Raw genomic sequence first — 24262 nt, forward strand, 5'->3', positions numbered from 1 at the left:
AGAAAACTATGTTGAAGCAGCGAACCATCAAATCGATCGTGAAGACGGTCGGCATCGGCCTGCACTCGGGCCGCAAGGTCGATCTGACGCTACGCCCGGCGGCGCCGGACACGGGCATCGTGTTCTCGCGCGTGGATTTGCCGACACCGGTGGACATTCCCGCGTCGGCGATGTCGATTGGCGATACGCGCCTCGCTTCGGTGCTGCAAAAGGACGGCGCACGCGTCTCCACGGTCGAGCACCTGATGTCCGCGTGCGCAGGTCTTGGCATCGACAATCTCTACATCGACGTCACCGCGGAAGAAATTCCGATCATGGACGGCAGCGCGTCGTCGTTCGTGTTCCTGATCCAGTCGGCCGGCATCGAAGAGCAGAACGCACCCAAGAAGTTCATCAAGGTGAAGAAGCCCGTGGAAGTGCGCGACGGCGACAAGTTCGCCCGCCTCGACCCGTATTTCGGCTTCAAGCTGAAGTTCACGATCGACTTCCGCCATCCGGCCGTGGACAAGACCGGCCAGGCGCTCGAAGTCGATTTTGCGAATACGTCATATGTGCGCGAGATCGCGCGTGCCCGCACCTTCGGCTTCGCGCACGAAGTCGAGATGATGCGCGAGCTGGGTCTTGCGCGCGGCGGCAGCATGGACAACGCGATCGTGCTGGACGAGTACCGCATCCTCAACAACGACGGCCTGCGCTACGACGACGAGTTCGTGAAGCACAAGATGCTCGACGCGATCGGCGACCTGTACGTGGTTGGCCATCCGCTGCTGGCTTCGTACGATGCGTACAAGTCGGGCCACGGTCTGAACAACGCGCTGCTGCGCGAGCTGCTCGCGCATGAGGACGCGTACGAGATCGTCACGTTCGGCGATGCCCAGAAGGCGCCGCGCGGCTTCGGCTACGACGCGCAGACGGCGTTCGCGTGACATTGGTTTGAGGTTGGTTTGATTCGTGCGCCGGTCGTTTGCACCGGCCGCGTAATGAAAAAGGGTGGCTCGATGCCACCCTTTTTTACATTCTTTCCTGACTTTTCGGGCTTGCTCAGCGCCCTCTCAAATGGCGCGCGGCCATCTTCGCGAGCGCTTCCTGCAGCGGCGAGGGCGGCAGGTTTTCGCTGAGCGCGGCGAGCGCCGCGGCGCCTGCCGGCGTCATGCGCGCCTGCTTCGGCGAGGGCGGCTCCTTCACCGCCTGCGGGCGCACGCGGATGCGCACACCGTCGAGCGGCCAGCCGCGCGCCTGCAGGTCGGCCACGAGGCGCGGCTCGAGATGCCGCAGCCGTGCCGCGAGCGCATTGTGCGCCGCGAAGAGGGCCAGCTTGCCGTCCTTGATGAAGCCGGGTTCCACGCTCGCGGCCAGATAGTCGGGCAGCAATGTGTCGAGGTCGCGCTGGATCGCCGCGATCTGCTCGACGCCGGCGCGCAACGGTGCGAATGCGTCGGTGCGGCTCAACACTTCGGTGAGCGGTTGCGGTGCGCGCGGCGAGGCAAATTTGCGCGATTTGCCCGACGTGGCCGAAGCGCCTGATGCACGCACGCCGGCCGTACGCGCACCAGCGGCTGCGGCATCCGGCCTTGAAAACGGCGAGAAACGGCTCATGTGACAGGAAGAGGAGGCGCGCGGGCTGCGCGGCATTGCCGTCATTGTAGCCTGCGTACTTGGCCTCGATGCGCCTTGCCGCCGTTCGGCCAGGACCGCCAGGCCGCAAGCTGCCGGGCCCGCTGGACGAATGCGCCGGAGGGCCGCGACATGCGGCTGCGGCTGCGTGCTTCGACGGCTCGCAAGGCGCGTCAGCGCGGGCGTTGCGCACGACATCCTTCAAGCGGCTGACACGGGCGGCGACCAGGGTGCGTGCTAAAATGCCCGATTCGAATCCACCAATTTGGGCTTAAGCCGCCGAGGTCCTTCCGATCCGGGTGCGTGGCGCGAGAATCGTTTGCAAACCTGGCGAAATCCGGGTGCTCAAGGGCCGCAAGCGAATTGCGCAGGAATCCCGGCCGAAGCCGCGACGCAGACACCGATCCGATGACCACCGGTTTCTTACAGAAAATCTTTGGCAGCCGCAATCAGCGCCTGATCAAGCAATATCAGAAGATGGTCGCGGCGATCAACGCGCTCGAACCGACGATCGAGCAATACACCGACCAGCAACTGCGCGCGAAAACGGCCGAGTTCCGCGAGCGCGTGGCCAATGGCACGTCGCTCGACGAGCTGCTGCCCGAGGCGTTCGCCGTCTGCCGCGAGGCCAGCAAGCGTGTGCTGAAGATGCGCCACTTCGACGTGCAGCTGATCGGCGGCATGGTGCTGCACTACGGCAAGATCGCCGAAATGCGCACGGGCGAGGGCAAGACGCTCGTCGCCACGCTGGCGGCGTACCTCAATGCCCTGTCGGGCCGCGGCGTGCACGTCGTGACCGTGAACGACTACCTCGCGCAGCGCGACGCCGAGTGGATGGGCCGCCTCTATAACTTCCTCGGTTTGTCCGTCGGCATCAACCTGTCGCAGATGGACCACGCCATGAAGCAAGAGGCGTACGGCGCGGACATCACCTACGGCACGAACAACGAGTTCGGCTTCGACTACCTGCGCGACAACATGGTCTACGAGACCGAGGCACGCGTGCAGCGCGCGCTGAACTTCGCCGTGGTCGACGAAGTGGACTCGATCCTGATCGACGAAGCGCGTACGCCGCTCATCATCTCGGGCCAGGCCGAAGACCACACCGAGCTTTACGTGCGCATGAACGCGCTGCCGCCGCTGCTCGAACGCCAGATCGGCGAAGAGAAGGCCGACGGCACGGGCGTCGAGAAGCCGGGCGACTATACGCTCGACGAAAAGGCACGCCAGGTGTTCCTCACGGAGTCGGGCCACGAGAAGGCCGAGCGCATGCTCGCCGAGTGGGGCCTGATCGGCCAGGGTGAGAGCCTGTACGCGCCGCAGAACATCACGCTGATGCACCACGTGTACGCCGCGTTGCGTGCGCACACGCTGTTCTTCAAGGACCAGCATTACGTGGTGCAGAACGGCGAAGTCGTCATCGTCGACGAGTTCACGGGTCGTCTGATGTCGGGCCGCCGCTGGTCGGATGGCCTGCACCAGGCCGTGGAAGCGAAGGAACACGTGAAGATCCAGAGCGAGAACCAGACGCTCGCCTCGATCACGTTCCAGAACTACTTCCGCATGTACGCGAAGCTCTCGGGCATGACCGGCACGGCAGACACCGAAGCGTACGAATTCAACGAGATCTACGGCCTCGAAACGGTCGTGATCCCGACCAACCGCGTGCCCAAGCGGATCGACAAGCAGGACCAGATCTACAAGACGGCCAAGGAGCGCTATGACGCGGTGATCCGCGACATCCGCGAGTGCTACGAGCGCGGCCAGCCCGTGCTGGTCGGCACCACGTCGATCGAGAACTCGGAAGTGCTCGCCGACCTGCTCGTGAAGGCCGGTCTGCCGCACGAAGTGCTCAACGCGAAGCAGCACGCGCGGGAAGCCGCGATCGTGGCCGAAGCCGGCCGTCCGAAGCGCATCACCATCGCCACCAACATGGCGGGCCGCGGCACCGACATCGTGCTGGGCGGCAACGCCGAGAAGCAGGCCTCGTTCATCGAAGCCGACGAAGCGATTCCCGCCGACGAAAAGGCGCGCCGCATCCAGCAGCTCAACGACGAGTGGCAGACGCTGCACGATCAGGTGAAGGCCGCTGGCGGCCTGCACATCATCGGCACCGAGCGTCACGAGTCGCGCCGTATCGACAACCAGCTGCGCGGCCGTGCGGGCCGCCAGGGCGACCCGGGCTCGTCGCGCTTCTATCTGTCGCTCGAAGATCCGCTGCTGCGCATCTTCGCCGGCGACCGCGTGCGCGCGATCATGGACCGCCTCAAGATGCCGGAAGGCGAGGCGATCGAGGCGGGTATCGTCACGCGCTCGATCGAGTCGGCGCAGCGCAAGGTCGAAGCGCGCAACTTCGACATCCGCAAGCAGCTGCTCGAATACGACGACGTGTCGAACGACCAGCGCAAGGTGATCTACCAGCAGCGCAACGAGTTGCTCGAGGCGCACGACATCACCGAGACCATCGGCGCGATGCGTCATGGCGTGATCACGGACATCGTGCGTCAGTTCGTGCCGCACGGCAGCATCGAAGAGCAGTGGGACGTGCCCGAGCTCGAAGAAGTGCTGCGCAACGAGTGGCAGCTCGACCTCGCGATTCAGGAGATGATCAACGAGTCGTCGTCGATCGACGCCGATGAGATTCTCGAAGCCGTGCTGGCCGCCGCCGACGAAGCCTATGAGCAGAAGGTCGCGCTCGTGGGCCGCGAATCGTTCAGCGCGTTCGAGCGCTCGGTCATGCTGCAGACGCTCGACCGCAGCTGGCGCGAGCACCTCGCGGCGCTCGACCACCTGCGCCAGGGTATCCATCTGCGAGGTTATGCGCAGAAGAACCCGAAGCAGGAGTACAAGCGCGAGGCGTTCGAGCTCTTCGCCGCGATGCTCGATGCCGTGAAGACGGAAGTCACGCGCATCGTCATGAACGTGCAGATCCAGTCGCCGCAGCAACTGGAAGAAGTCGCCGAGCAGATGGACGAGCAGGGCAGCCATCTGGTGGACAACGTCGAATTCCGTCACGCCGAATTCGCCGAAGCCGAAGCGGCGCCGATAGCCGCCGCGCCCGTCGCAGCGGACGCCGCTGCGGCCATGGTTGGCGCAGCGATGAGCCACGCGCATGCGGGCGACAGCGTGCCGAAGGTCGGCCGCAACGATCCGTGCCCGTGCGGCAGCGGCAAGAAGTACAAGCAGTGCCACGGCAAGATCTCGTGATGAGCATGACGGCGCGAACTTGTCTTCAAGCTCGCGCCGCTCGCCGCATTACGCGGCTTGACCGTTGATTCCGGTGGCCCGCATATTTCAGGCGGGCCTTATGTTTTGAATCCGCAATGCCGGCCCGGCTGACAGACGCCACGGCCGGCATTGCCTTTTCGACAGGTCGCCACCATGGCTGTCAATTTCCCCTCGATCGATCCCGCTCAACTTCATCCGGTCGCCGGCGTGACGCTCGGCTGGGCGGAAGCCAACATCCGCAAGCCCAATCGCAAGGACGTCTTGGTGATCTCCGTCGATGAAGGCGCGAGCGTCGCGGGCGTGTTCACGCTCAACCGTTTCTGCGCGGCGCCGGTGACGGTGTGCCGCGAGCATCTCGCGAAGGTGCGCGCGGGCGGCAAGGGGATCCGTGCGCTGGTGATCAACACCGGCAACGCGAACGCGGGCACCGGCGAGCCGGGCCTCGTGAACGCACGCGAGACCTGCGACGCGCTCGCGCGCCTCGCGGGCATCGAGCCTTCGCAGGTGCTGCCGTTCTCGACCGGCGTGATTCTGGAGCCGCTGCCGATCGACCGTCTGAAGGCGGGGCTGCCCGCGGCGCTCGCGAACCGCAAGGAAGCGAACTGGTACGACGCCGCGCAGGCGATCATGACGACCGACACGCTGCCGAAAGCCGCTTCGCGCCAGGTCTCGATCGACGGCCACACGGTCACGCTCACAGGCATCAGCAAGGGCGCGGGCATGATCAAGCCGAACATGGCGACCATGCTCGGCTTCCTCGCGTTCGATGCGAACGTCGCGCAACCCGTGCTCGACGAGCTCGTGAAGTACGTGGCCGACCGCTCGTTCAACTGCATCACGATCGATGGCGATACCTCGACCAACGACTCGTTCATCCTGATCGCCTCGGGCAAGTCGAGCCTGCCGGCGATCACCTCGACCGATTCGCCCGCTTATGCCGCGCTGCGTGACGCCGTGACCGAAGTCGCGCAAACGCTCTCGCAACTGATCGTGCGTGACGGCGAAGGCGCGACGAAGTTCATGACCGTGCAGGTCGAAGGCGGCAAGGACGTGGCCGAGTGCCGTCAGATCGCGTACGCGATCGGCCACTCGCCGCTCGTGAAGACGGCGTTCTACGCGTCCGATCCCAACCTGGGCCGCATTCTGGCCGCCATCGGCTATGCGGGCGTGACCGATCTCGATGTCGAAAAGATCGACCTCTATCTCGACGACGTGCTTGTTGCCAAGTCCGGCGGGCGCAACCCCGAGTACCGCGAGGAAGACGGCCAGCGCGTAATGAAGAAGAGTGAGATCCTGATCCGCGTGCTGCTCGGCCGCGGCGATGCGCAGGCCACCGTCTGGACCTGCGATCTCTCGCACGACTACGTGAGCATCAACGCCGATTACCGGTCCTGATACGGGTCCTAACTGCGGGTCGCGACCGCGCTTCTACAGGCGGTCCTGACCGCGATTCCTGATTGCAAGCTCGATTCCCATGGACAAGCTCGAACAGTTTTTGACCCGCGCCGAAGCGCTGCTCGGCCGCCTTGAAGCCGTGCTGCCGCCGTCCGCACCCGAAGTCGACTGGAGTGCGGCCGTCGCGTTCCGCTGGCGCAAGCGCCAGGGCCGCGGGTTCCTGCAGCCGGTGCCGGCCATCTCGACGATCTCGCTCGACGACCTGCAGAACATCGACCGCCAGAAAGACCTCATCGACCGCAACACGCGCCAGTTCGTGCAGAAGAAGCCCGCGAACAACGTGCTGCTGACGGGCGCACGTGGCACCGGCAAGTCGTCGCTTATCAAGGCCTGCCTGAACGCGTACGCGAAAGACGGCCTGCGCCTGATCGAAGTCGACAAGGACGATCTGCACGATCTCGGCGATATCGTCGACCTGATCTCGAAGCGCCCCGAGCGCTTCATCGTCTTCTGCGACGACCTCTCGTTCGAAGAGGGCGAGTCGGGCTATAAGGCGCTGAAGGTGGCGCTCGATGGCTCCGTGGCCGCGCAGTCGGACAACGTGGTGATCTATGCGACCTCGAACCGCCGCCATCTGCTGCCCGAGTACATGAGCGACAACGAGTCGTACAAGCACATGCCCGACGGCGAGATTCATCCGGGCGAAGTGGTGGAAGAGAAGATTTCGCTCTCCGAGCGCTTCGGCCTTTGGGTGAGCTTCTATCCGTTCAAGCAGGACGACTATCTGACGATCGTCGGCCACTGGCTGCGCCACTTCGGCTGTGGCGACGCCGAAGTCGAGTCGGCGCGCGGCGACGCGCTCGTCTGGGCGCTCGAGCGCGGCTCGCGCTCCGGCCGTGTGGCGTGGCAATTCGCGCGCGACTGGTCGGGCAAGAAGGCGCAAGAGGCATGAGCGATCAGGTGAAGGACCCGGCTGCGCCGGCGCGTCCGGTGACGGAAGTCGCCGTGGGCGTGCTGGTGCAGCCCGACGGCCGCTATCTGCTGGCCCAGCGTCCCGAAGGCAAGCCCTATGCGGGCTACTGGGAGTTCCCGGGCGGCAAGCTGGAAAAGGGCGAGTCCGTCGAGGCCGCACTGGCGCGCGAACTGCACGAGGAACTGGGGATCGACGTGACAGCGTGCCATCTGTGGCATACGCTCGAGCACGATTACCCGCATGCCTATGTGCGGCTCTACTTCTGCAAGGTCACGGCGTGGACCGGCGAGCCGCATGGCCGCGAAGGGCAGGCGTTCGTCTGGCAGTCGCTGCCTGCGAGTGTCGAGCCGCTGCTGCCCGCGACGATTCCTGTGCTGGAGTGGCTGGCGGCGGAGTGAGCCTGCCTCCGTTCCAGAAAGACGAAAGCCGCTGTGCGAAAACGCGCAGCGGCTTTTTTTACGTCTCGCGCGCAAGCGTGAGACGGCGAGTGACGGCGGCGGACGCGCTTACTGGCGCGTGTCCGTGGGCGGCGCTTCGTCGTCGGGCGGCGTATCGTCTTCGTTGCCGCCGATCCGATACTTTTCGGCGGCCCAGGCGCCGAGATCGATCTGTTTGCAGCGTTCGGAGCAGAACGGGCGGAAGCGGTTTTCCGGCACCCAGCGGACATCCTTGCCGCAGGTGGGGCATTTGACAACGGTGGTCATTCGGTCGAACGGTCTGTGGGTCTGTGACTTGGTGCCGCCTCGCATGGCGGCGCCGAGATTCGCAAAAAATAGCAAACAACGCAGCGCTTCAGCCGGCGCGCAATTCGCGTGCCTTCACGGGTTGTACCTCACGGGCTGACCCTCACAGGCTGCACAGCGTGAGCTGAAACGGTACGTCCTGATCGACGGCACGCGGACGCAGATCGCCGTCCTGCACGGTGAAGCGCACCCAGAGCATGTACTTGTTGGCGCTTGCTTCGGGAATGACGCGCAATTCCGGTGCCACGCGCACCTGCATCAGCTGATACGTGCGGCCCGAAAGCATTTGCTGATAGCTGCCCTGCATGGCCATCACCTTCGATGCCTGACCGGACTCGCGCGCAAGACGCAGCACGATGCTCGCGGCGTCGCGCAGCGGCAGGAGCGGCGTGACCCACTTGGCGATATCCTGGCGGCGCTGATCGGGATGCAATTGCTGCCATGCGTAGTACGAAGGTAAATCGAACTTGCAGGTGCCGCCCGGAATGATTGCGCGGCTACGGATGCTGGTGAGCCATTCGTTGTCCGCAAGATGCTGGCCGGTCTTGCCCTGCATCTGCGTGAGACCCGCGAGCGTCTGCTCGATCTCGCCAAGGACGGCTTCGAGTGCGTTCTGTTCGATGCCGGGATTGCCGCGGAACGGTGCGAGCGTCTGACGTTGCCTTTCGAGTTCCTTCATGAGGTCCGACTTGAGGTCGGCGCGGCCAGCGACTTCCGCGATTTCGAAGAGCGTCGTGAGCGCAACGTGATGTTCCCTCGGGTCCTCCTGGGTCAGGAAAAACGTGAAGCGCTCGAAAAGATCTTCGAGGCGCAGCAGCGTCCGGATTCGCTCGTTGAAGGGATACTCGTAAAGAATCAAGCGCGCTCGCCTCGGACGTGGTCGGTAAAGGATTGCAGGACATTCTAATGCCGCGAGTCTGCGGTCGCAATCGCGCGCAGCCCGTGCCCGCGCCTAATTCAGGGCATTTTCCTGACGAATGCCGCAGCCTTGTGCCGCGAAGTGCCGTGAAACGGAGAACCCCGCCGCGCATGCGCTTTGACCAGCGCTTTTACCCTTCGTTACGCGCGTGACAGTGCGAGGTAGCGCTCGTGCAGCGTCTGGACATCCTGAGCGAGTGTTTCGAGCGTGGCGCCGTCGTTGACGATCACGTCGTCAGCGGCGGCAAGGCGCGCTTCGCGCGTGGCCTGGCGCGCGATGATCGCGAGCACCTGCTCGCGCGTGAAGCCGTTGCGGCGCATCACGCGTGCGATCTGCGTTTCCACGCTGCAATCCACGGCGAGCACGCGATCGACACGCGTTTTCCAGCTGCCGGATTCGACGAGCAGCGGCACCACGACGATCACATAAGGGCCGTTGGCCTCGCGCGTTTCGCGCTCCGTTTCGGCGCGAATCAGCGGGTGCGTGATGGCTTCGAGGCGCTTGCGCGCCGCCTCATCGCCGAACACGAGCGCGCGCATGCGTGCGCGGTCCATCGAGCCGTCGGCGGCGACGAATTCAGGGCCGAATTGCGCGGCGATGGCGGCCATGGCAATACCGTGCGGCGCGGTGATGCGGTGAGCGATCACATCCGTGTCGACGAGCGGCACGCCACGCGCCGCGAACAGATCCGCGACAGTGGATTTGCCGCTGCCGATACCTCCAGTCAATCCGACCGCAATCATCGGTCAATTCCCCCACGCAAAAACTGCATAAAGCGGTGTGCCAGAAAACAGCGTGACGAGTGCGCCCACAGCGAGATACGGCCCGAAGGGCAGCGGCTCTTCGAAGCGCATGCGTCCGCTCAAGGTGGCGGCGAGGCCGACCACGGCACCGGTGACCGCGGCGATCACGACGATCTGCGGCAGCGCAGTCCAGCCGAGCCAGGCGCCGAGCGCGGCGAGCAGCTTGAAGTCGCCGTGTCCCATGCCTTCGACGCCGCGCAGCAACTTGAACAGCCAGTAGACGCACCAGAGTGCGAGATAGCCCGCCACGGCGCCAATCACGGCGGTGTGCAGATCGGCGAACGTTTCTGCGAGATTCACGAGCAGGCCGGCCCAGATGAGCGGCAGCGTGATCGCGTCAGGCAGCAGTTGGTGTTCAAGGTCGATGGCGCTCGTCGCGATGAGCGTCGCGCATAGCGCGAATGCGGCAAGTGCCTTGCCGGTAGGGCCAAACGCGAGCAATGCACCGGCCGCGCACACCGCGCCAGCGAGTTCGATCAGCGGATAGCGCACGCTCACGCGCGAGCCGCACTGCGAGCAGCGGCCACGCAGCGCGAGCCAGCTCGCAACGGGAATGTTTTCCCACACGCGCAACACGTGACCGCAATGCGGGCAGGCGCTGCGCGGCAGCCACAGGTTGTAGCGGGCGGGCAGGCCGTCGTTTGCGCTGTCATGTGCGCTGTCGTTTCCGAAGAGCTCGCCGCTCGTGGGCGCGTGACCGAACGCCTCGGCGGCATCGGCGCGCCATGCACGCTCTAGCATGATCGGCAGTCGATGCACGACCACATTGAGGAAGCTGCCGACGACAAGACCGATCACGATCGCGAAGCCCATCAGCATTCCGGGCGGCAGCGCGCCGAGGGCGGCGGCAAAGGAGGCGGCCGTATCGATGGACGTTGCCGGCGCAAGCGACGCGGCACGGGCAGTCGAATCCATCATGGAAGACGCGGGTGCAGCAGCGGCGGCGGACGAAAGGAGGACGGACATGAGTGGAGAACCGTAATCTGGCAGCGATGCTACACCACGTTGCCGAGTTGAATGATGGGAAGATACATGGCGACGACGAGGCCGCCGACCAGCGCGCCGAGCACCACGATCACGAGCGGCTCGCACAGGCTCGCGACGAGCGCGATCTTTTCGTCCACCTGACGGTCTGCGAGCGCGGCCACGTCGAGCAGCATGGCGTCGAGCGCGCCCGATTCCTCGGCGACCGCAACGGGCTGGATCACGTCCGCGGGAAAGCAGCCGGCTGAGCGCATGGCCGAGGCGAGCCGCTCGCCGTGCCGCAGCCGCGCGCTGATATTCGCGCTCGCGGCGTCGAAGAAGGCGTTGCCGCTGGCGTGCGTAAGCGAGTCGAAGGCATCGGCGAGCGGCGTGCCGGCGGCGAGCAGTGTGCCGAGTGCGCGGCTCCAGCGTGCGGCGCACAGTGTAGTGAGCAGCGCGCCCACGAGCGGCAGCGCGAGCACGATGCGCCCGAACCTGAGGCGAGCCGCTTCGGAGCGCCGCAACAGCGCGTGCAGGGCGAACGTCGCGCTGGCGGCGCAGCCGGCGGCAGGGACGCTCCAGCGCGCGGCGGCCGCCGAGAGCATCAGCACGAACTGCGTGGGGGCGGGCAGCGCCGCGCCGAAACCTTCGAAGATCTGCTTGAAGGTGGGCACGACCCAGACCAGCAGCGCAGACGTAATGGCGAGTGCGAGCAGCAGCACCGCGACCGGGTAGGTGAGTGCCGCGCGTACCTTGGCGCGTTGCGCGGCGGCGCGCTCACGGTCGTCGGCGATGCGCGCGAGCACGGCGGCGAGCGCGCCCGAGGCCTCGCCGACAGCGACGAGCTGACAGTAGAGCGGGCCGAACCGTGAAGGATGCTGCGCGAGCGAATCGGAAAAGCGCATGCCCGCCGTAATCTCGCGCGCGAGCGTGGCGGCGATGCGGGGCAGGCCACGCGGCCCCGGTGCCTGCGCGAGCAGTTCGAGCGCGCTCGCGAGCGGCAAGCCGGCGCGCAGCAGACTGGCGAGCTGGCGCGTGAAGCGCGTGATGTCGGCCTGGCTCGCGCGCGGCTGCGGAGCCGGGCCGCGCCGCTCCAGCGCAGTGGCGGTGATGCGCTCGCGCTTGAGCACGCTACGCGCTGCCGCGGCATCGAATGCGATCAGCGTGCCGCTTCGCGTCGCGCCTGCCGCGTCGAGGCCACGCCACGCGAAGCGCCAGTCGGACGCGGGCTGAGCGTGCTTCACGATGGCGCGTCCGTTGCGCAGAGCGCTTCGGCGAGGCTCGTCGTGCCGTCGCGCACGCGGGCAAGCGCCGCGTCGCGCAGCGTGGCCACGCCTTCCGCGCGGGCCTGGCGTGCAATCTCGTGTGCGCTGCGTTGCGCGACGATCAGCTCGCGCATGGCGGTGCTGACCGGCATCACTTCATGAATGCCAACCCGTCCCCGGTAGCCGATGCCGTGACACGCCTCGCAGCCGCGCGCAGCAAATGGCTGCGATGGTTGCGGTGCTTCGCCCTGGTCGTTGTCGAGACCGGCCGCGCTGAGCGCCGCCGCCGATTCCTCGGATCGCACGCGGCACTTCGCGCACAAGCGTCGCACGAGCCGCTGTGCCGTGACGAGCCGCAACGCCGCCGCGAGGTTATACGGTTCGACGCCGATGTCGATGAGCCGCGCGACCGCAGCGGGTGCGTCGTTCGTATGCAGGGTGGAGAGCACGAGGTGGCCGGTCTGTGCGGCCTTGACCGCGACGCTGGCGGTTTCTTCGTCGCGGATCTCGCCGATCATGATGACGTCCGGATCCTGGCGCAGCAGCGCGCGCAACGCCAGCGCGAAGGTGAGCCCGGCCTTCTCGCGCACGTTGACCTGATTGATGCCGGCGAGCTGAATTTCCGCGGGATCCTCGACAGAGCACAGATTGCGCGACGCGTTGTTGAGCATCTGCAGAAAGCAATAGAGCGACAGGGTCTTGCCACTGCCGGTCGGACCCGTGACCAGCACGAGCCCGTGCGGTGCGCCAATCGCCGCGCCGAGCGTTTGCTGCTGCGTTTGATCGAGGCCCAGCGCGGCGAGCGAGAGGTCGGCAGGCAAGGCTTCGAGCCGGCGCAGCACGAGCTTTTCACCGTGCAGCGTAGGCAGCGAATTCACACGGTAGTCCTCGTGCGCCTGCGTTTCGCCGCGCGGCGAGAGCCGCAGGCGCCCGTCCTGGGGAATGCGGCGCTCCGCAATGTCCATGCGCGCGAGCACCTTGATGCGCGTGACGAACGCATCGCGCAGGTGCGCTGGCGGCCGCGCGCTCTCGTGCAGCACGCCGTCGATGCGCAGGCGGATGCGCCAGCCGTGTTCGAGCGGCTCGACATGCAGATCGGAGGCGTTGCGCCGTGCGGCTTCGCGCAGCGTCTCGGCGAGCAGGCGCACGGCCGGTGCGTCGTCGGGGACAATGGAGGCAGGTGCCGAGGCAGGCGCAGCAAGGCCACTGCGCACGGCGCCACCGGTAGTCGCGCCGTCGGTGACAAGCGCTGCACAGGCACGCGCACCATGCGTGGCATGCGTACTGGAACAATCAGGAATGGAAAACATCGATTGCCGGCCCGAAGCCGCGTGAGCGAGAGACGGCTTCATCATCGGCTGGCGCGAGCGTGCGCGCCATTCAGCCGAACGGCTAACGCCCGTTATTAGCGTGAACAGGCCCTAGCGCCCCGGCAGCAGCTTCTTCGCCTTCTTCAGCGCCCCTGTGGCTTTGTTCGGCTTGGTGCCCGGTTTGAACAGCTTGACCGTGCGCACCGCCTGATCGTCGCTGCGCAGCACTTCGAGTTTCACGTCGCCGATCTGCAGGCACACGTCGCCTTCGGGAATCTCCTCGAGCACTTCCAGGATCAGGCCATTGAGCGTCTTCGGGCCGTCTGTGGGCAGCTTGATATGCAGCCAGCGATTGAGCTCGCGCAAAGGCATGCTGCCCGGCACGATGCATTCGCCCTGATCGTTCCAGCCGCCGCGCCCGGTGCCGCTACGCGGCATCGTGCTCGTGAATTCACCGATCAGCTCTTCGATGATGTCCTCGGGCGTGACGAGTCCTTCCATTTCGCCGTATTCGTTCACGACGAGCGCGATGCGATGCCGGCTTTCCTGGAAGTACTGAAGCTGCTGGAACGCGGGCGTACCGGTAGGCACGAAGTACGGCTCGGCGAGCAGCTCGCGCAGCGTCTCGCGCTCGAATTCCTGGTTGTGCAGCGCAGCCAGCGTCTTGCGTACGTGCAGCACGCCAAGCACGCGGTCGATGTCGCCTTGATAGACCACGAGCTTGTTGTGATAGCAAGTTTCGAGCTGATGCAGGATGTCGTCGAGCGGCGCGTCGTAGTCGAGCGCCTCGATGCGCCGGCGCGGAATCATCACATCGTCGACGGTGATGTTCTCGAGATCGAACAGGTTCAGCAGGATGCTGCGGTGCTTGGTGGGCATGAAGCTGCCCGATTCGAGCACGATGGTGCGCAACTCCTCGGTCGAGAGCCGCTGCTCGTGCGCCTTGCTCGTGTTGATGTGCAGCACGCGCAGGATGCCGTTCGCGAAGATGTTCACGAACCAGATGAGGGGCTTGGTCACGCGCATGAGCGGCGCGATCAGCAGGCTCGCCGGCAGCGCGATCTTCTCGGGAAAGGTGGCGCCGACAATCTTCGGCGTGATCTCCGCAAACACGATGATGAGAAACGCGACGATGCCGGTCGCGATCGAGAGCACCAGGTTGTCGTGACCGAACGTGTGCAGCGCGATCGAGGTGGTCAGGACCGGGATGATGGTGTTGAAGAGGTTATTGCCGATCAGGATGACCGAGAGCAGCAGGTCGGTGCGCGCGAGGAGCTTCTGCGTGGTCTTCGCGCCCAGCGTGCCGTGGTTCGCGAGATATTTCAGCCGATGGCGATTGAGCGCCATCATCGCCGTTTCGGAGATGGAGAAGAAGCTGGAGCAGATGAGCAGGACGAAGATGGCGCAAATCTGCGCCCATAAAGGGAGGTGGTCCACGCGTCGAGAAAGAGAGGGGAGCGGATGAGGAAACTATAACAGAGGGGTGCGGCGGCACCGGCGCATCCGGCGCGCGCGCTGGCCGTACGGACAAGGCATACGGAGGCTTGGGCGAAACGGCTTCCGGACGACGAGCGCAGGCGAAAAAAAAGCCGCGCAATCATGCGCGGCTTTTTCCGAGATTCTGGTCGGGGTGAGAGGATTCGAACCTCCGGCCTCTACGTCCCGAACGTAGCGCTCTACCAGGCTAAGCTACACCCCGAATTTACTGCTGGACTCTCAAACCCGCTTCGTCTTCTTCAAGACTGGCGCGTCGTCGAGTAAGAACATAATTCTAGCAGGCTCTCTTTGTATTGGGAAGAGGGAAATGACGAAATTGCTGCGGCAGCTGCTTGAGCCTCGGCCTTCGCGCATTGCAGCGTGTGATCGAGCGCACCCGAACGCGTGATGGCCGCGAAGATTTCGTCGAAGCGCGCCGTGCCGCCTTGCTCGATTGCCTCGCGCGCGAGCGCTGCCTCGGCAGCCGTGCCGTGCTCGATCAGCCAGATGAGCGGCAGGGTGGGCTTGCCTTCGCGCAGGTCGTCGCCGGCGTTCTTGCCCATCGATTCCGCAGTGCCGGCGTAGTCGAGCCAGTCGTCCATGATCTGGAATGCCGTGCCGATGCGCCGGCCATATTCCGCCGCCGCTTCTTCCGTGCGCGCATCCGCCCCCGAAAGCACCGCGCCCAGTTGCGCTGCCGCCTCGAACAGCTTGGCCGTCTTGTAGCGGATCACCTGCATGTAGCGGCCGGTGTCGACGTCGGCGTCGTGCATGTTCAGCAGCTGGAGCACTTCGCCTTCGGAGATGATCGTCGTGGCCGCCGAGAGAATCTCCATCACGCGCATCTTGCCCACGCCCACCATCATCTCGAACGAGCGCGAATACAGGTAGTCGCCCACCAGCACGCTCGCGGCATTGCCGAACAGGGCGTTGGCCGTCTGGCGGCCGCGCCGCAGGTCGGATTCGTCGACGACGTCGTCGTGCAGCAGCGTGGCCGTATGGATGAACTCGACGACGGCCGCGAGCACATGGCGCTGCGGGCCACGGTCGCCGAGCGCGCCGGCCACGAGCAACAGCAGGGCCGGACGCAGTCGCTTGCCGCCAGCACCGATGATGTACTCGGAGATCTGGTTGATCAGCATCACCTCGGACGCCAGACTCTGCCGGATGACACGGTTGACCTGCTCCATGTCACTGGCGATGGGCGCGAGCAGGGTGGCTGCGCTGGGGGAATGGGTGGCGGTGGACGACATGATGGCAAATATAGGTAGTGCCGCGGATTATAAGGCGAATCGGCGGCGCGCCGGACGCTGCCCTGCCGTTTGGCCAGGGTTTCGTCGATGCTTCCCTCTATTCGGTGCGCATTGCGCTGCGCCGTGCGAGGTGCGATGGGGCGTGTGCCCGCGCCCCGCGAGGCGGGCTTCGCGCCGGGCGGCCGGCGGGCGTTGAACGGCCGTTGTCAATACCTTTTGACCGCGCAGCTAACTCTATGTATAATCTAAGGTTTCTTGGCGCGCAGTGCGCCCGGAATTATTGAAGAGTGAGGTTCTCAATGTACGCGGTCATAAAAACCGGTGGCAAGCAGTACAAGGTTGCCGTTGGCGAAAAACTTAAAGTAGAACAGATACCGGCTGACATTGACGCAGAAATCACGCTCGACCAGGTTCTCGCAGTAGGCGAAGGCGAATCGATTAAGTTCGGTACGCCGCTGGTCAGTGGGGCTTCCGTCAAGGCCACCGTTGTGTCGCAAGGCCGACACGCCAAAGTGACCATCTTCAAGATGCGTCGCCGGAAGCACTACCAGAAGCATGGCGGCCACCGCCAGAACTACACCGAACTGCGCATCGACGCGATCAACGCGTAAGCGCACGCTGGTAAAGGAGCAAACAAATGGCACACAAAAAGGCAGGCGGGTCGTCACGTAACGGCCGCGACTCAGAGTCGAAACGACTTGGCGTCAAGGTGTTCGGCGGCCAGGCAATCCTCGCAGGCGGCATCATCGTTCGCCAGCGCGGCACGCGCATGCACCCGGGCCTGAACGTCGGCATCGGCAAGGACCACACGCTCTTCGCGCTGGTCGACGGCCACGTCTCGTTCACGACCAAGGGCGCAGCGAACAAGCACACGGTCAACGTCGTCCCGGCAGCGGCCTAAGTACTAGCCCGTTCGCAATCGACGCAAAGAAAGCCCCGCGAAGTTTGCGGGGCTTTTTGCTTATGCGCTTGCCTGACTGGAGCAGCCGGCAGTTCGGCCCTGGCCACATGGCCCAGGCCAAATGGCCCAGGCCGTTCAGCCAGGTTGGCTGACAGCGGCGGCTGCGGGCAAAATAACGACATTCACGGGACGGAGTTACTCATGAAGTTCATTGACGAAGCGAAGATCGAAGTCATCGCCGGCGATGGGGGCGATGGCAGCGCGTCGATGCGACGCGAGAAGTTCGTCCCGTTCGGCGGGCCGGACGGTGGCGACGGCGGGCGCGGCGGCAGCGTGTATGCGCTGGCTGACCGCAACATCAACACGCTCATCGACTACCGCTATACGAAGAAGCACCTCGCGCGCAACGGCGAAAACGGCCGCGGCGCGGACTGCTACGGCAAGGGCGGCGACGACATCACGCTGCGCATGCCGGTGGGCACGGTCATCACGGATCTCGACACGGGCGAGCTGATCGCCGACCTGACCGAGCACGACCAGCGCGTGATAGTCGCGAAGGGCGGCGCGGGCGGCCTCGGCAACCTGCATTTCAAGTCGTCCACCAACCGCGCGCCGCGCCAGAAGACCGACGGCAAGCCGGGCGAGCGTCGCATGCTCAAGCTCGAGCTCAAGGTGCTGGCCGACGTCGGCCTGCTCGGCATGCCGAATGCGGGCAAGTCCACGTTCATCTCCTCGGTGTCCAACGCCAAGCCGAAGATCGCCGACTACCCGTTCACCACGCTCGCGCCGAACCTGGGCGTGGTGCGTGTGGGCCCGAGCAAGAGCTTCGTGATCGCCGATATTCCGGGCCTGATCGAAGGCGCCGCCGAAGGCGCGGGTCTCGGCCATCAGTTCCTGCGCCATCTGCAGCGCACCAACCTGCTGCTGCATCTTGTCGACCTCGCACCGTTCGACGAAAGCATCGACCCGGTTGCGGAAGCGAAGGCCATCGTCGAAGAGCTGCGCAAGTATGACGAGACGCTCTACGAAAAGCCGCGCTGGCTCGTGCTGAACAAGCTCGACATGGTGTCCGCGGAAGAGCGCGCGGCACGTGTCGCCGACTTCGTGAAGCGTTTCGAATGGGACGGTCCGGTTTTCGAAATCTCGGCGCTCACCGGGCAGGGCTGTGAGAATCTTTGCTACGCGGTGTACGACTACGTCTCCGCGCATTCGGACGCGCGCCGCGCTGCCGAAGCCGAGGATCTCGCTTCCGACGTGCGCTTTCGCGAGGGCGCCCAGGGCCAGAACGATCAGGGCGCCGCGCAGTCGCAGGAATAAATCGCCGTACGCGCCGGTGTGCGGGCCGCGCCGGCAGCGTCAAGGAAACATCACGCGTCATCAGTCATGTGGGGAGACAGCGCAGCATGCGTTCCGTCATCGCCGATTCCCGGCGTCTGGTAGTGAAAGTCGGTTCGAGCCTCGTCACGAACGATGGTCGTGGGCTCGATCACGCGGCCATTGGCCGCTGGGCCGCGCAGATCGCGGCACTGCGCGCGCAGGGCAAGGAAGTGGTGCTCGTGAGTTCGGGCGCCATCGCCGAAGGCATGCAGCGTCTTGGCTGGACGAAGCGCCCGCGCGAGATCGACGAGCTGCAGGCCGCCGCCGCGGTCGGCCAGATGGGGCTCGCGCAGGTCTACGAAAGCCGCTTTGCGGAGCATGACATTCGCACCGCGCAGATCCTGCTCACGCACGCCGACCTTGCGGACCGCGAGCGCTATCTGAACGCGCGCTCCACGCTCCTCACGTTGCTGCGCCTCGGCGTGGTGCCGATCATCAACGAGAACGACACCGTGGTCACCGACGAAATCAAGTTCGGCGACAACGACACGCTCGGCGCGCTGGTGGCGAACCTGATCGAAGGCGACGCGCTCGTTATCCTCACCGATCAAACGGGCCTCTACACCGCCGATCCGCGCAAGGATCCGACCGCCACGCTCGTGCAGGAAGCCGACGCGGGCAAGCCCGAGCTCGAGGCGATGGCTGGCGGCGCGGGTTCGAGCATTGGCCGCGGCGGCATGCTAACGAAGATTCTCGCGGCCAAACGCGCGGCGCATAGCGGCGCGAACACCGTGATCGCGAGCGGCCGCGAGGCCGACGTGCTGGTGCGGCTTGCCAACGGTGAGGCGATCGGCACGCAACTCATCGCGCGCACCGCGCGCATGGCCGCGCGCAAGCAATGGATGGCCGATCACCTGCAGGTGCGCGGCCACGTCGTGATCGACGACGGTGCCGTGCAAAAGCTCACGGCGGACGGCAAGAGCCTGCTGCCCATCGGCGTGGTCGGTGTGCAGGGCGCCTTCGCGCGCGGCGAGGTGATTGCGTGCCTGAACGGCGCGGGCCGGGAAGTCGCACGCGGGCTCACCAACTACAGCAGTGCCGAAACGAAGCTCATCCAGCGGCGTCCAAGCGGTGAGATCGAGAGCATCCTCGGCTACATGCTGGAGCCGGAGCTCATCCACCGCGACAATCTCGTGCTGATCTGAGCGCGCTCGCATCTGCGCTTGGCAGAGGCGTTCTCTGGATGAAAAAGCCGCAACGGTCCTCGACCGTTGCGGCTTTTTTTCTTGGCCCTCAGGCTCGCGCGGCCCGAGGTCGCGCGAGCGTCCGGGTGTCAGCGCACGAGCGACGACTGCGTGCGCCCGTAGCGCAGGTTCTCGACGATCGTCGCAGCCTTCGCGACCGGCATCTTGTTCGCGCAGAAGTAGTCCTGATAAAGCGCCGAGTGATAGGCGTTGAGCGTGCCATTCTCGATGCGCGACCAGTCGTTCGCCACGGTCTGGTCCCAGCCGTTGTGATCGGCGTTCAGGCTCGCGTAGAGGCGCCACTCGTAGGTATCGCAGCGGATCCCTTCGTAGTTGATGTTGCGCGCGCCGTTCGGGCTCGTGATCACGATCGTGTAGCGCACGACGCCGTCAGTGCCCACGGTGAGCGAGGCCGGATCGATCGAGAACTTCAGCGGGGTATTGTTCGAGACGTCGAAGCCGAGCAGCTTCGAATCCGCCTGCGGCAGCGCCGGCAGCCCATCGAGCTTGTTTTCCTGCCAGTTGCCCTTGCGATCGAACAGGTAGACGAAATCACTGTCGTCCTTGTTGGTGGGGCGAGAGCTGCCGCAACCGGCCAGCAGGACGCTACTTGCGGCCGCGGCGCACACCGCGGCAAGAGCCAATCGTTTCAAATTGATATTCCTTCGATGCACCGGCGCTGCGCGAGAGGAGCGCGCGGCGCCACGGATGCGAACCGCCGCGCACGGCGCCGCGCACGATGTGCGTGGCGCCGGCGCTGCCGGTCCGGGCGTTCAGTGCGACGTCGCGAGCCTTGTCTGTCTTACCGCTGCTCGCCCGGCGCAGGCTCGATCATACTCCCCGCCGCACCGCAGTCGCTTTCGAGCACGGTCTGGCTCGCGGCATCGGCAAGCGATGGCTCGAGCTGCACCGCCTCGGCGTGCGCCGACGTGACGATGCGCGGATAGCGCACCTCATGACCGTGCACGCCGCCACCCCGTGCGGGGCGCGGCATGGCCGGGCGCCGCAGGAAGCGCGACAGCTCGGTCAAGGCGAGCTGATAGACGTCGCGCTTGAACTCGATGACCGCTTCGAGCGGCACCCAGTATTCGTTCCAGCGCCACGCATCGAACTCGGGATGCTCTGTCGCCCGCAGGCAGATATCGCAGTCGCGCCCGACCATGCGCAGCAGAAACCAGATCTGTTTCTGACCGCGATAATGGCCGCGCACTTCGCGCTTGATGAACTTGTCCGGCACCTCATAACGCAACCAGTCGCGCGTGCGACCGACGATCTTGACGTGCTCCGGATGCAAACCGGTTTCTTCGTGCAACTCCCGATACATTGCCTGCATGGGGGTCTCACCATATTTGATGCCCCCTTGCGGAAACTGCCAGGAATGTTCGCGAACCCGCTTGCCCCAAAACACCTCGTTTCGCGCGTTCAAGAGGATGATGCCGACGTTCGGGCGAAACCCCTCACGATCCAGCATACAACCACCTTCGAATCCTTTAAAATTGCTTTGATTATAAACAGATAACGGCCCTTCCGCACCCGCTGGCCATCCGCGCCCTGGAACATTGGACCGAGCATTGGACCGATTTGCGAAGCGCGAGCAAACCGCGCCGGCCGCAAGGCCGTCCGATGTCATCGCCGCGGCGCCTTGGGCGTTGTCATAATGTCGGGTCTGTGAACTCCACCGTTGGACACTTTCGGGCGGCCCATCACCGGGCTGCCGCCTTTGGAAAACTCTGAATGAAAGCCTCCCGTTTCTTTATTGGCACCCTGAAGGAAGCGCCGGCTGACGCCGAAATCGTCAGCCACAAGTTGATGGTCCGCGCAGGCATGATTCGCCGCATCGCGGGCGGTATCTACAACTATCTGCCGATCGGCCTGCGCTCGATCCGCAAGGTCGAGCAGATCGTGCGCGAGGAAATGAACCGCGCCGGCGCGATCGAGCTCCTGATGCCGGCCGTGCAGCCGGCCGAGCTCTGGCAGGAGTCGGGTCGCTGGGAGCAATACGGGCCAGAACTGCTGCGCTTCAAGGACCGCAAGCAGAGCGACTTCGTCATGGGACCGACGCACGAAGAGGTCGTTACCGACATCGCGCGCGGCCAGATCAAGAGCTATCGCCAACTGCCGGTGAACTTCTATCAGGTCCAGACCAAGTTCCGCGACGAAATCCGTCCCCGTTTCGGCGTGATGCGCGGCCGCGAGTTCATCATGAAGGACGCGTATTCGTTCGATAAGGACGTCGACGGCCTGAAGCTCTCGTATCAGAAGATGTACGACGCCTACGTGCGCATCTTCACGCGCCTGGGCCTGCATTTCCGCGCGGTCGCGGCCGACAACGGCTCGATCGGCGGCAGCGGCTCGCACGAATTCCACGTGATCGCGGAAACCGGCGAAGACGACATCGCCTATTGCCCGACGTCGGAATTCGCGGCCAACGTCGAAGCGGCCGAAGCGCTGCCGCTCATCGCGACGCGCGGCGCGGCCACCGAGCCGCTCACGAAGACCCCGACGCCGGGCGCGGCGAAGTGCGAGGCGGTTGCCGAGATGCTCGGCATTCCGCTCGAGCGCACCATCAAGTCGATCGTGCTGGCAACCGAGAACGAAGGCGCCGAGCCCACGATCTGGATGCTGATGCTGCGCGGCGACCACGACCTGAACGAGATCAAGGCGGGCAAGCTCGAAGGCCTCGCGGGCTTCCGCATGGCAACCGAAGCCGAGATCGTCAAATGGTTCGGCACGCCGCCGGGCTACCTCGGGCCGCTGAACACGAAGAAGCCCGTGAAGGTGATCGCCGACCGCACGGTCGCGAACATGAGCGACTTCGTGGTGGGCTCCAACGTCGTGGACTTCCACACCACGGGCGTGAACTGGGGGCGCGACCTGCCGGAGCCGGTCGTCGCCGACATCCGCAACGTGAAGAAGGGCGACCCTTCGCCGGACGGCAAGGGCGTGCTCGACATCTGCCGCGGCATCGAAGTGGGCCACGTGTTCCAGCTCGGCACCAAGTACTCCGATGCAATGGGCGCGACCTGCCTCGCCGAGAACGGCAAGCCCGCACCCATGCAGATGGGCTGCTACGGCATCGGCATCACGCGTATCCTCGGCGCGGCGATCGAGCAGAACTTCGACGACAAGGGCATCATCTGGCCGGAATCGATCGCGCCGTTCCAGGTTGTGGTCTGCCCGATGGGCATGGACCGCAGCGAACTCGTGCGCGAGCACGCCGAGCGCGTCTACGACGAACTGCTGAAGGCCGGCGTGGACGTGATCCTCGACGACCGCGGCGAGCGTCCGGGCGTGATGTTCGCCGACTGGGAGCTGATCGGCGTGCCGCATCGTCTTGTGATCGGCGAGCGCGGCCTGAAGGAAGGCAAGATCGAGTACCAGGGCCGCCGCGATGCCGAAGCAACGCTGCTGCCGGCCGAAGAGGCCGCGCAGTCGGTGGTGCAGAAGATCCAGGCCGCACTCGCCATCTGATGCCGACGCAGATGCCGATGGCCAACCTGAGCTAAAGGAGCGCCGCGAACGTGGAATATAGCTTCCTGTCCGCGACGGTCCTGCTGCTGCTCATTACCGATCCGCTCGGCAACATCCCGCTTTTCATCGGGTGTCTGCATCATGTGGCGCCGGAGCGCCGCGTGGTCGTGATCCTGCGCGAAGTGGCGATCGCGTTCGTGATCCTGCTCATCTTCATGGTGGCCGGCAACGCCTTCCTGAGGATGATGGGGCTCACGGACACGTCGCTGCGCATCGGTGGCGGCATCGTGCTGTTCCTGATCGCGCTGCGCATGATCTTCCCGCATCCGGGTGGGCCGTTCGGCGGCAGCGACAAGGGCGGCGAGCCGCTCATCGTGCCGCTCGCGATTCCCGCGCTCGCGGGGCCATCGGCGCTCGCCACGGTCATGCTGCTCACCTCGCAGGCGCCGGGCAAGCTGCTCGAGTGGATTGGCGCGCTGGTCGTGACGATGGCGATCTGCGCGATCGTGCTGGTGCTCGCGGAGCGTATCCAGCAATGGCTCGGCGAGCGCGTGGTGACGGCCTTCGAGCGGCTGATGGGCCTCGTGCTCGTGGCGATTTCGGTGGAGATGATCCTCGCCGGGATCAGCACGTTCGTGCATCACCTCTGACGCCGTAGCTTCGCGCCGGAGACAAAAAAAGCAGCCCGCGGGCTGCTTTTTTCATGGTGCTTCGGGATTGCCGATGCCGGCGCATCAAGCGCCTTCGGTCAGCGCCCGGATGGTCGGCAGATTGCGCCAGTAACCCTTCGCGTCCATGCCGCAGCCGAACACATAGCGATCCGGCACCGAAAAACCGCAATAGTCCGGATGCAGCGGCTTCGTCTTCGGGATGATCTTTTCGCACAGCACCGCCGAGAGGAAGCGCTTCGCGCCCATCGCGAGGATGCGGTCGCGGATCGCGGCCATGGTTTCGCCTTCATCGAGGATGTCGTCGAGCACGAGCACGACACGGTCCTTCACCGACTCGCGCGGCGCCACGCGCCACTGCATTTCTGCGCTGCCCTTGATGGCGTTGCGATAGCGCGTGAGGTGGATGTAGTCGAACTCGAGCGGGAAGTCCAGATGCGGCAGCAGCATGCCGGTGAACACGGCGGCGCCGCCCATCACCGACAGCACGAGCGGAAAGTCTTCGCTGATCTCGGCGCGGATGGCTGCGGCCATCTGGCCGATCGACGCATTGACGTCGCCCTCCGAAACGATCTCTTCGGAGTGGCGGAAAATGTGGAGAGCTTCTTCGCGATTCATGACTCTGGCGGGGCAGTGGCTGTAGCTATTCAGTTTGGAAAATAACGGCGGCGCGCGCTACAGCAAAAACCCGCGCATGATAAGTCCAGTTCGCGCGCCGT

Annotated in this window: 23 protein-coding genes and 1 tRNA gene; 11 read left to right on the forward strand and 13 right to left on the reverse strand. The window is 65.0% G+C overall.

Going from position 1 to position 24262, the window contains the following annotated elements:
- Positions 1–8 precede the first annotated feature (8 nt).
- Positions 9–926, forward strand: coding sequence for a UDP-3-O-acyl-N-acetylglucosamine deacetylase (lpxC, locus tag E1956_RS05155; protein WP_134747676.1), 918 nt, complete (start codon positions 9–11; stop codon positions 924–926).
- A gap of 115 nt (positions 927–1041) precedes the next feature.
- On the opposite strand, the gene E1956_RS05160 is transcribed toward lpxC, so the two are convergent.
- Entirely contained in the window at positions 1042–1533 is a 492-nt protein-coding gene (locus E1956_RS05160) for a DciA family protein (RefSeq protein WP_232071272.1), read from the reverse strand.
- 489 nt (positions 1534–2022) lie between these two features.
- Between E1956_RS05160 and secA the strand changes: the two genes are divergently transcribed.
- The 4 genes from secA to E1956_RS05180 all read left to right on the forward strand — a co-directional run bounded on the left by secA (position 2023) and on the right by E1956_RS05180 (position 7608).
- Positions 2023–4821 carry a preprotein translocase subunit SecA gene (secA, locus tag E1956_RS05165; protein ID WP_134747677.1) on the forward strand — a complete coding sequence of 933 codons (2799 nt, stop codon included), beginning with the start codon at positions 2023–2025 and terminating at the stop codon, positions 4819–4821.
- 174 nt (positions 4822–4995) lie between these two features.
- Positions 4996–6237, forward strand: a complete 1242-nt coding sequence (gene argJ, locus E1956_RS05170; RefSeq protein ID WP_134747678.1) for a bifunctional glutamate N-acetyltransferase/amino-acid acetyltransferase ArgJ — start codon at positions 4996–4998, stop codon at positions 6235–6237.
- A gap of 79 nt (positions 6238–6316) precedes the next feature.
- Entirely contained in the window at positions 6317–7189 is an 873-nt protein-coding gene (locus E1956_RS05175; protein WP_028220116.1) for an ATP-binding protein, read from the forward strand.
- Positions 7186–7608 carry an NUDIX domain-containing protein gene (locus E1956_RS05180; RefSeq protein ID WP_134747679.1) on the forward strand — a complete coding sequence of 141 codons (423 nt, stop codon included), beginning with the start codon at positions 7186–7188 and terminating at the stop codon, positions 7606–7608. Before E1956_RS05175 ends, E1956_RS05180 begins: the two co-directional genes overlap by 4 nt.
- A 108-nt stretch (positions 7609–7716) precedes the next feature.
- Here the strand turns inward: E1956_RS05180 and yacG are convergent, their stop codons facing one another.
- The 9 genes from yacG to E1956_RS05225 form a co-directional block, all read right to left on the reverse strand.
- The gene (yacG, locus tag E1956_RS05185) at positions 7717–7914 is read right to left on the reverse strand and encodes a DNA gyrase inhibitor YacG (RefSeq protein ID WP_134747680.1); all 198 of its coding nucleotides are present in this window, start codon (positions 7912–7914) and stop codon (positions 7717–7719) included.
- Positions 7915–8056: 142 nt separating this feature from the next.
- Entirely contained in the window at positions 8057–8812 is a 756-nt protein-coding gene (gene zapD, locus E1956_RS05190) for a cell division protein ZapD (RefSeq protein ID WP_028220119.1), read from the reverse strand.
- A 200-nt stretch (positions 8813–9012) separates the two neighbouring features.
- A complete protein-coding gene (gene coaE, locus E1956_RS05195) occupies positions 9013–9615 on the reverse strand; it encodes a dephospho-CoA kinase (RefSeq protein WP_134747681.1) in 603 nt (200 codons plus the stop codon).
- Positions 9616–9618: 3 nt separating this feature from the next.
- Positions 9619–10593, reverse strand: a complete 975-nt coding sequence (locus E1956_RS05200; RefSeq protein ID WP_197732816.1) for a prepilin peptidase — start codon at positions 10591–10593, stop codon at positions 9619–9621.
- Between the two features lie 77 nt (positions 10594–10670).
- Positions 10671–11882, reverse strand: a complete 1212-nt coding sequence (locus E1956_RS05205; RefSeq protein WP_232071274.1) for a type II secretion system F family protein — start codon at positions 11880–11882, stop codon at positions 10671–10673.
- Positions 11879–13258, reverse strand: coding sequence for a GspE/PulE family protein (locus tag E1956_RS05210; RefSeq protein WP_232071276.1), 1380 nt, complete (start codon positions 13256–13258; stop codon positions 11879–11881). Before E1956_RS05210 ends, E1956_RS05205 begins: the two co-directional genes overlap by 4 nt.
- Positions 13259–13324: 66 nt before the next feature.
- Positions 13325–14650, reverse strand: a complete 1326-nt coding sequence (locus E1956_RS05215; RefSeq protein WP_134747683.1) for an HlyC/CorC family transporter — start codon at positions 14648–14650, stop codon at positions 13325–13327.
- Positions 14651–14835: 185 nt separating this feature from the next.
- Positions 14836–14912, reverse strand: a tRNA-Pro gene (locus E1956_RS05220).
- 37 nt (positions 14913–14949) lie between these two features.
- Positions 14950–15942 (reverse strand): polyprenyl synthetase family protein, encoded by a 993-nt coding sequence (locus E1956_RS05225; protein WP_134747684.1) that lies wholly within the window; start codon positions 15940–15942, stop codon positions 14950–14952.
- A gap of 299 nt (positions 15943–16241) precedes the next feature.
- On the opposite strand from E1956_RS05225, the gene rplU reads away from it, so the two are divergent.
- From rplU to proB, 4 genes are all read left to right on the forward strand, one after another.
- Positions 16242–16553 carry a 50S ribosomal protein L21 gene (gene rplU, locus E1956_RS05230; protein ID WP_007180329.1) on the forward strand — a complete coding sequence of 104 codons (312 nt, stop codon included), beginning with the start codon at positions 16242–16244 and terminating at the stop codon, positions 16551–16553.
- 26 nt (positions 16554–16579) lie between these two features.
- Positions 16580–16843, forward strand: coding sequence for a 50S ribosomal protein L27 (rpmA, locus tag E1956_RS05235; RefSeq protein ID WP_028220126.1), 264 nt, complete (start codon positions 16580–16582; stop codon positions 16841–16843).
- A 201-nt stretch (positions 16844–17044) separates the two neighbouring features.
- Positions 17045–18160 carry an Obg family GTPase CgtA gene (gene cgtA, locus E1956_RS05240; RefSeq protein ID WP_134747685.1) on the forward strand — a complete coding sequence of 372 codons (1116 nt, stop codon included), beginning with the start codon at positions 17045–17047 and terminating at the stop codon, positions 18158–18160.
- An 86-nt stretch (positions 18161–18246) separates the two neighbouring features.
- Entirely contained in the window at positions 18247–19365 is a 1119-nt protein-coding gene (gene proB, locus E1956_RS05245) for a glutamate 5-kinase (RefSeq protein ID WP_134747686.1), read from the forward strand.
- Between the two features lie 128 nt (positions 19366–19493).
- On the opposite strand, the gene E1956_RS05250 is transcribed toward proB, so the two are convergent.
- Together E1956_RS05250 and E1956_RS05255 are read right to left on the reverse strand one after the other, a co-directional pair.
- On the reverse strand, positions 19494–20057 hold the full coding sequence (locus E1956_RS05250; protein WP_134747687.1) for a CNP1-like family protein: 564 nt from the start codon (positions 20055–20057) through the stop codon (positions 19494–19496).
- Positions 20058–20206: 149 nt separating this feature from the next.
- A complete protein-coding gene (locus E1956_RS05255; RefSeq protein WP_134747688.1) occupies positions 20207–20875 on the reverse strand; it encodes an RNA pyrophosphohydrolase in 669 nt (222 codons plus the stop codon).
- Between the two features lie 263 nt (positions 20876–21138).
- Here E1956_RS05255 and E1956_RS05260 point away from each other — a divergent pair, with 263 nt between their 5' ends.
- Positions 21139–22875, forward strand: coding sequence for a proline--tRNA ligase (locus E1956_RS05260; RefSeq protein ID WP_134747689.1), 1737 nt, complete (start codon positions 21139–21141; stop codon positions 22873–22875).
- Positions 22876–22925: 50 nt separating this feature from the next.
- On the forward strand, positions 22926–23525 hold the full coding sequence (locus E1956_RS05265) for a MarC family protein (RefSeq protein ID WP_134747690.1): 600 nt from the start codon (positions 22926–22928) through the stop codon (positions 23523–23525).
- Between the two features lie 84 nt (positions 23526–23609).
- Here E1956_RS05265 and E1956_RS05270 read toward each other — a convergent pair whose 3' ends face one another.
- Positions 23610–24161: a hypoxanthine-guanine phosphoribosyltransferase gene (locus E1956_RS05270; protein ID WP_134747691.1), complete on the reverse strand. Its 552-nt coding sequence runs from the start codon at positions 24159–24161 to the stop codon at positions 23610–23612.
- Positions 24162–24262: the final 101 nt, after the last annotated feature.

This window comes from Paraburkholderia pallida (assembly GCF_004524855.1).
GTDB lineage: Bacteria > Pseudomonadota > Gammaproteobacteria > Burkholderiales > Burkholderiaceae > Paraburkholderia > Paraburkholderia oxyphila.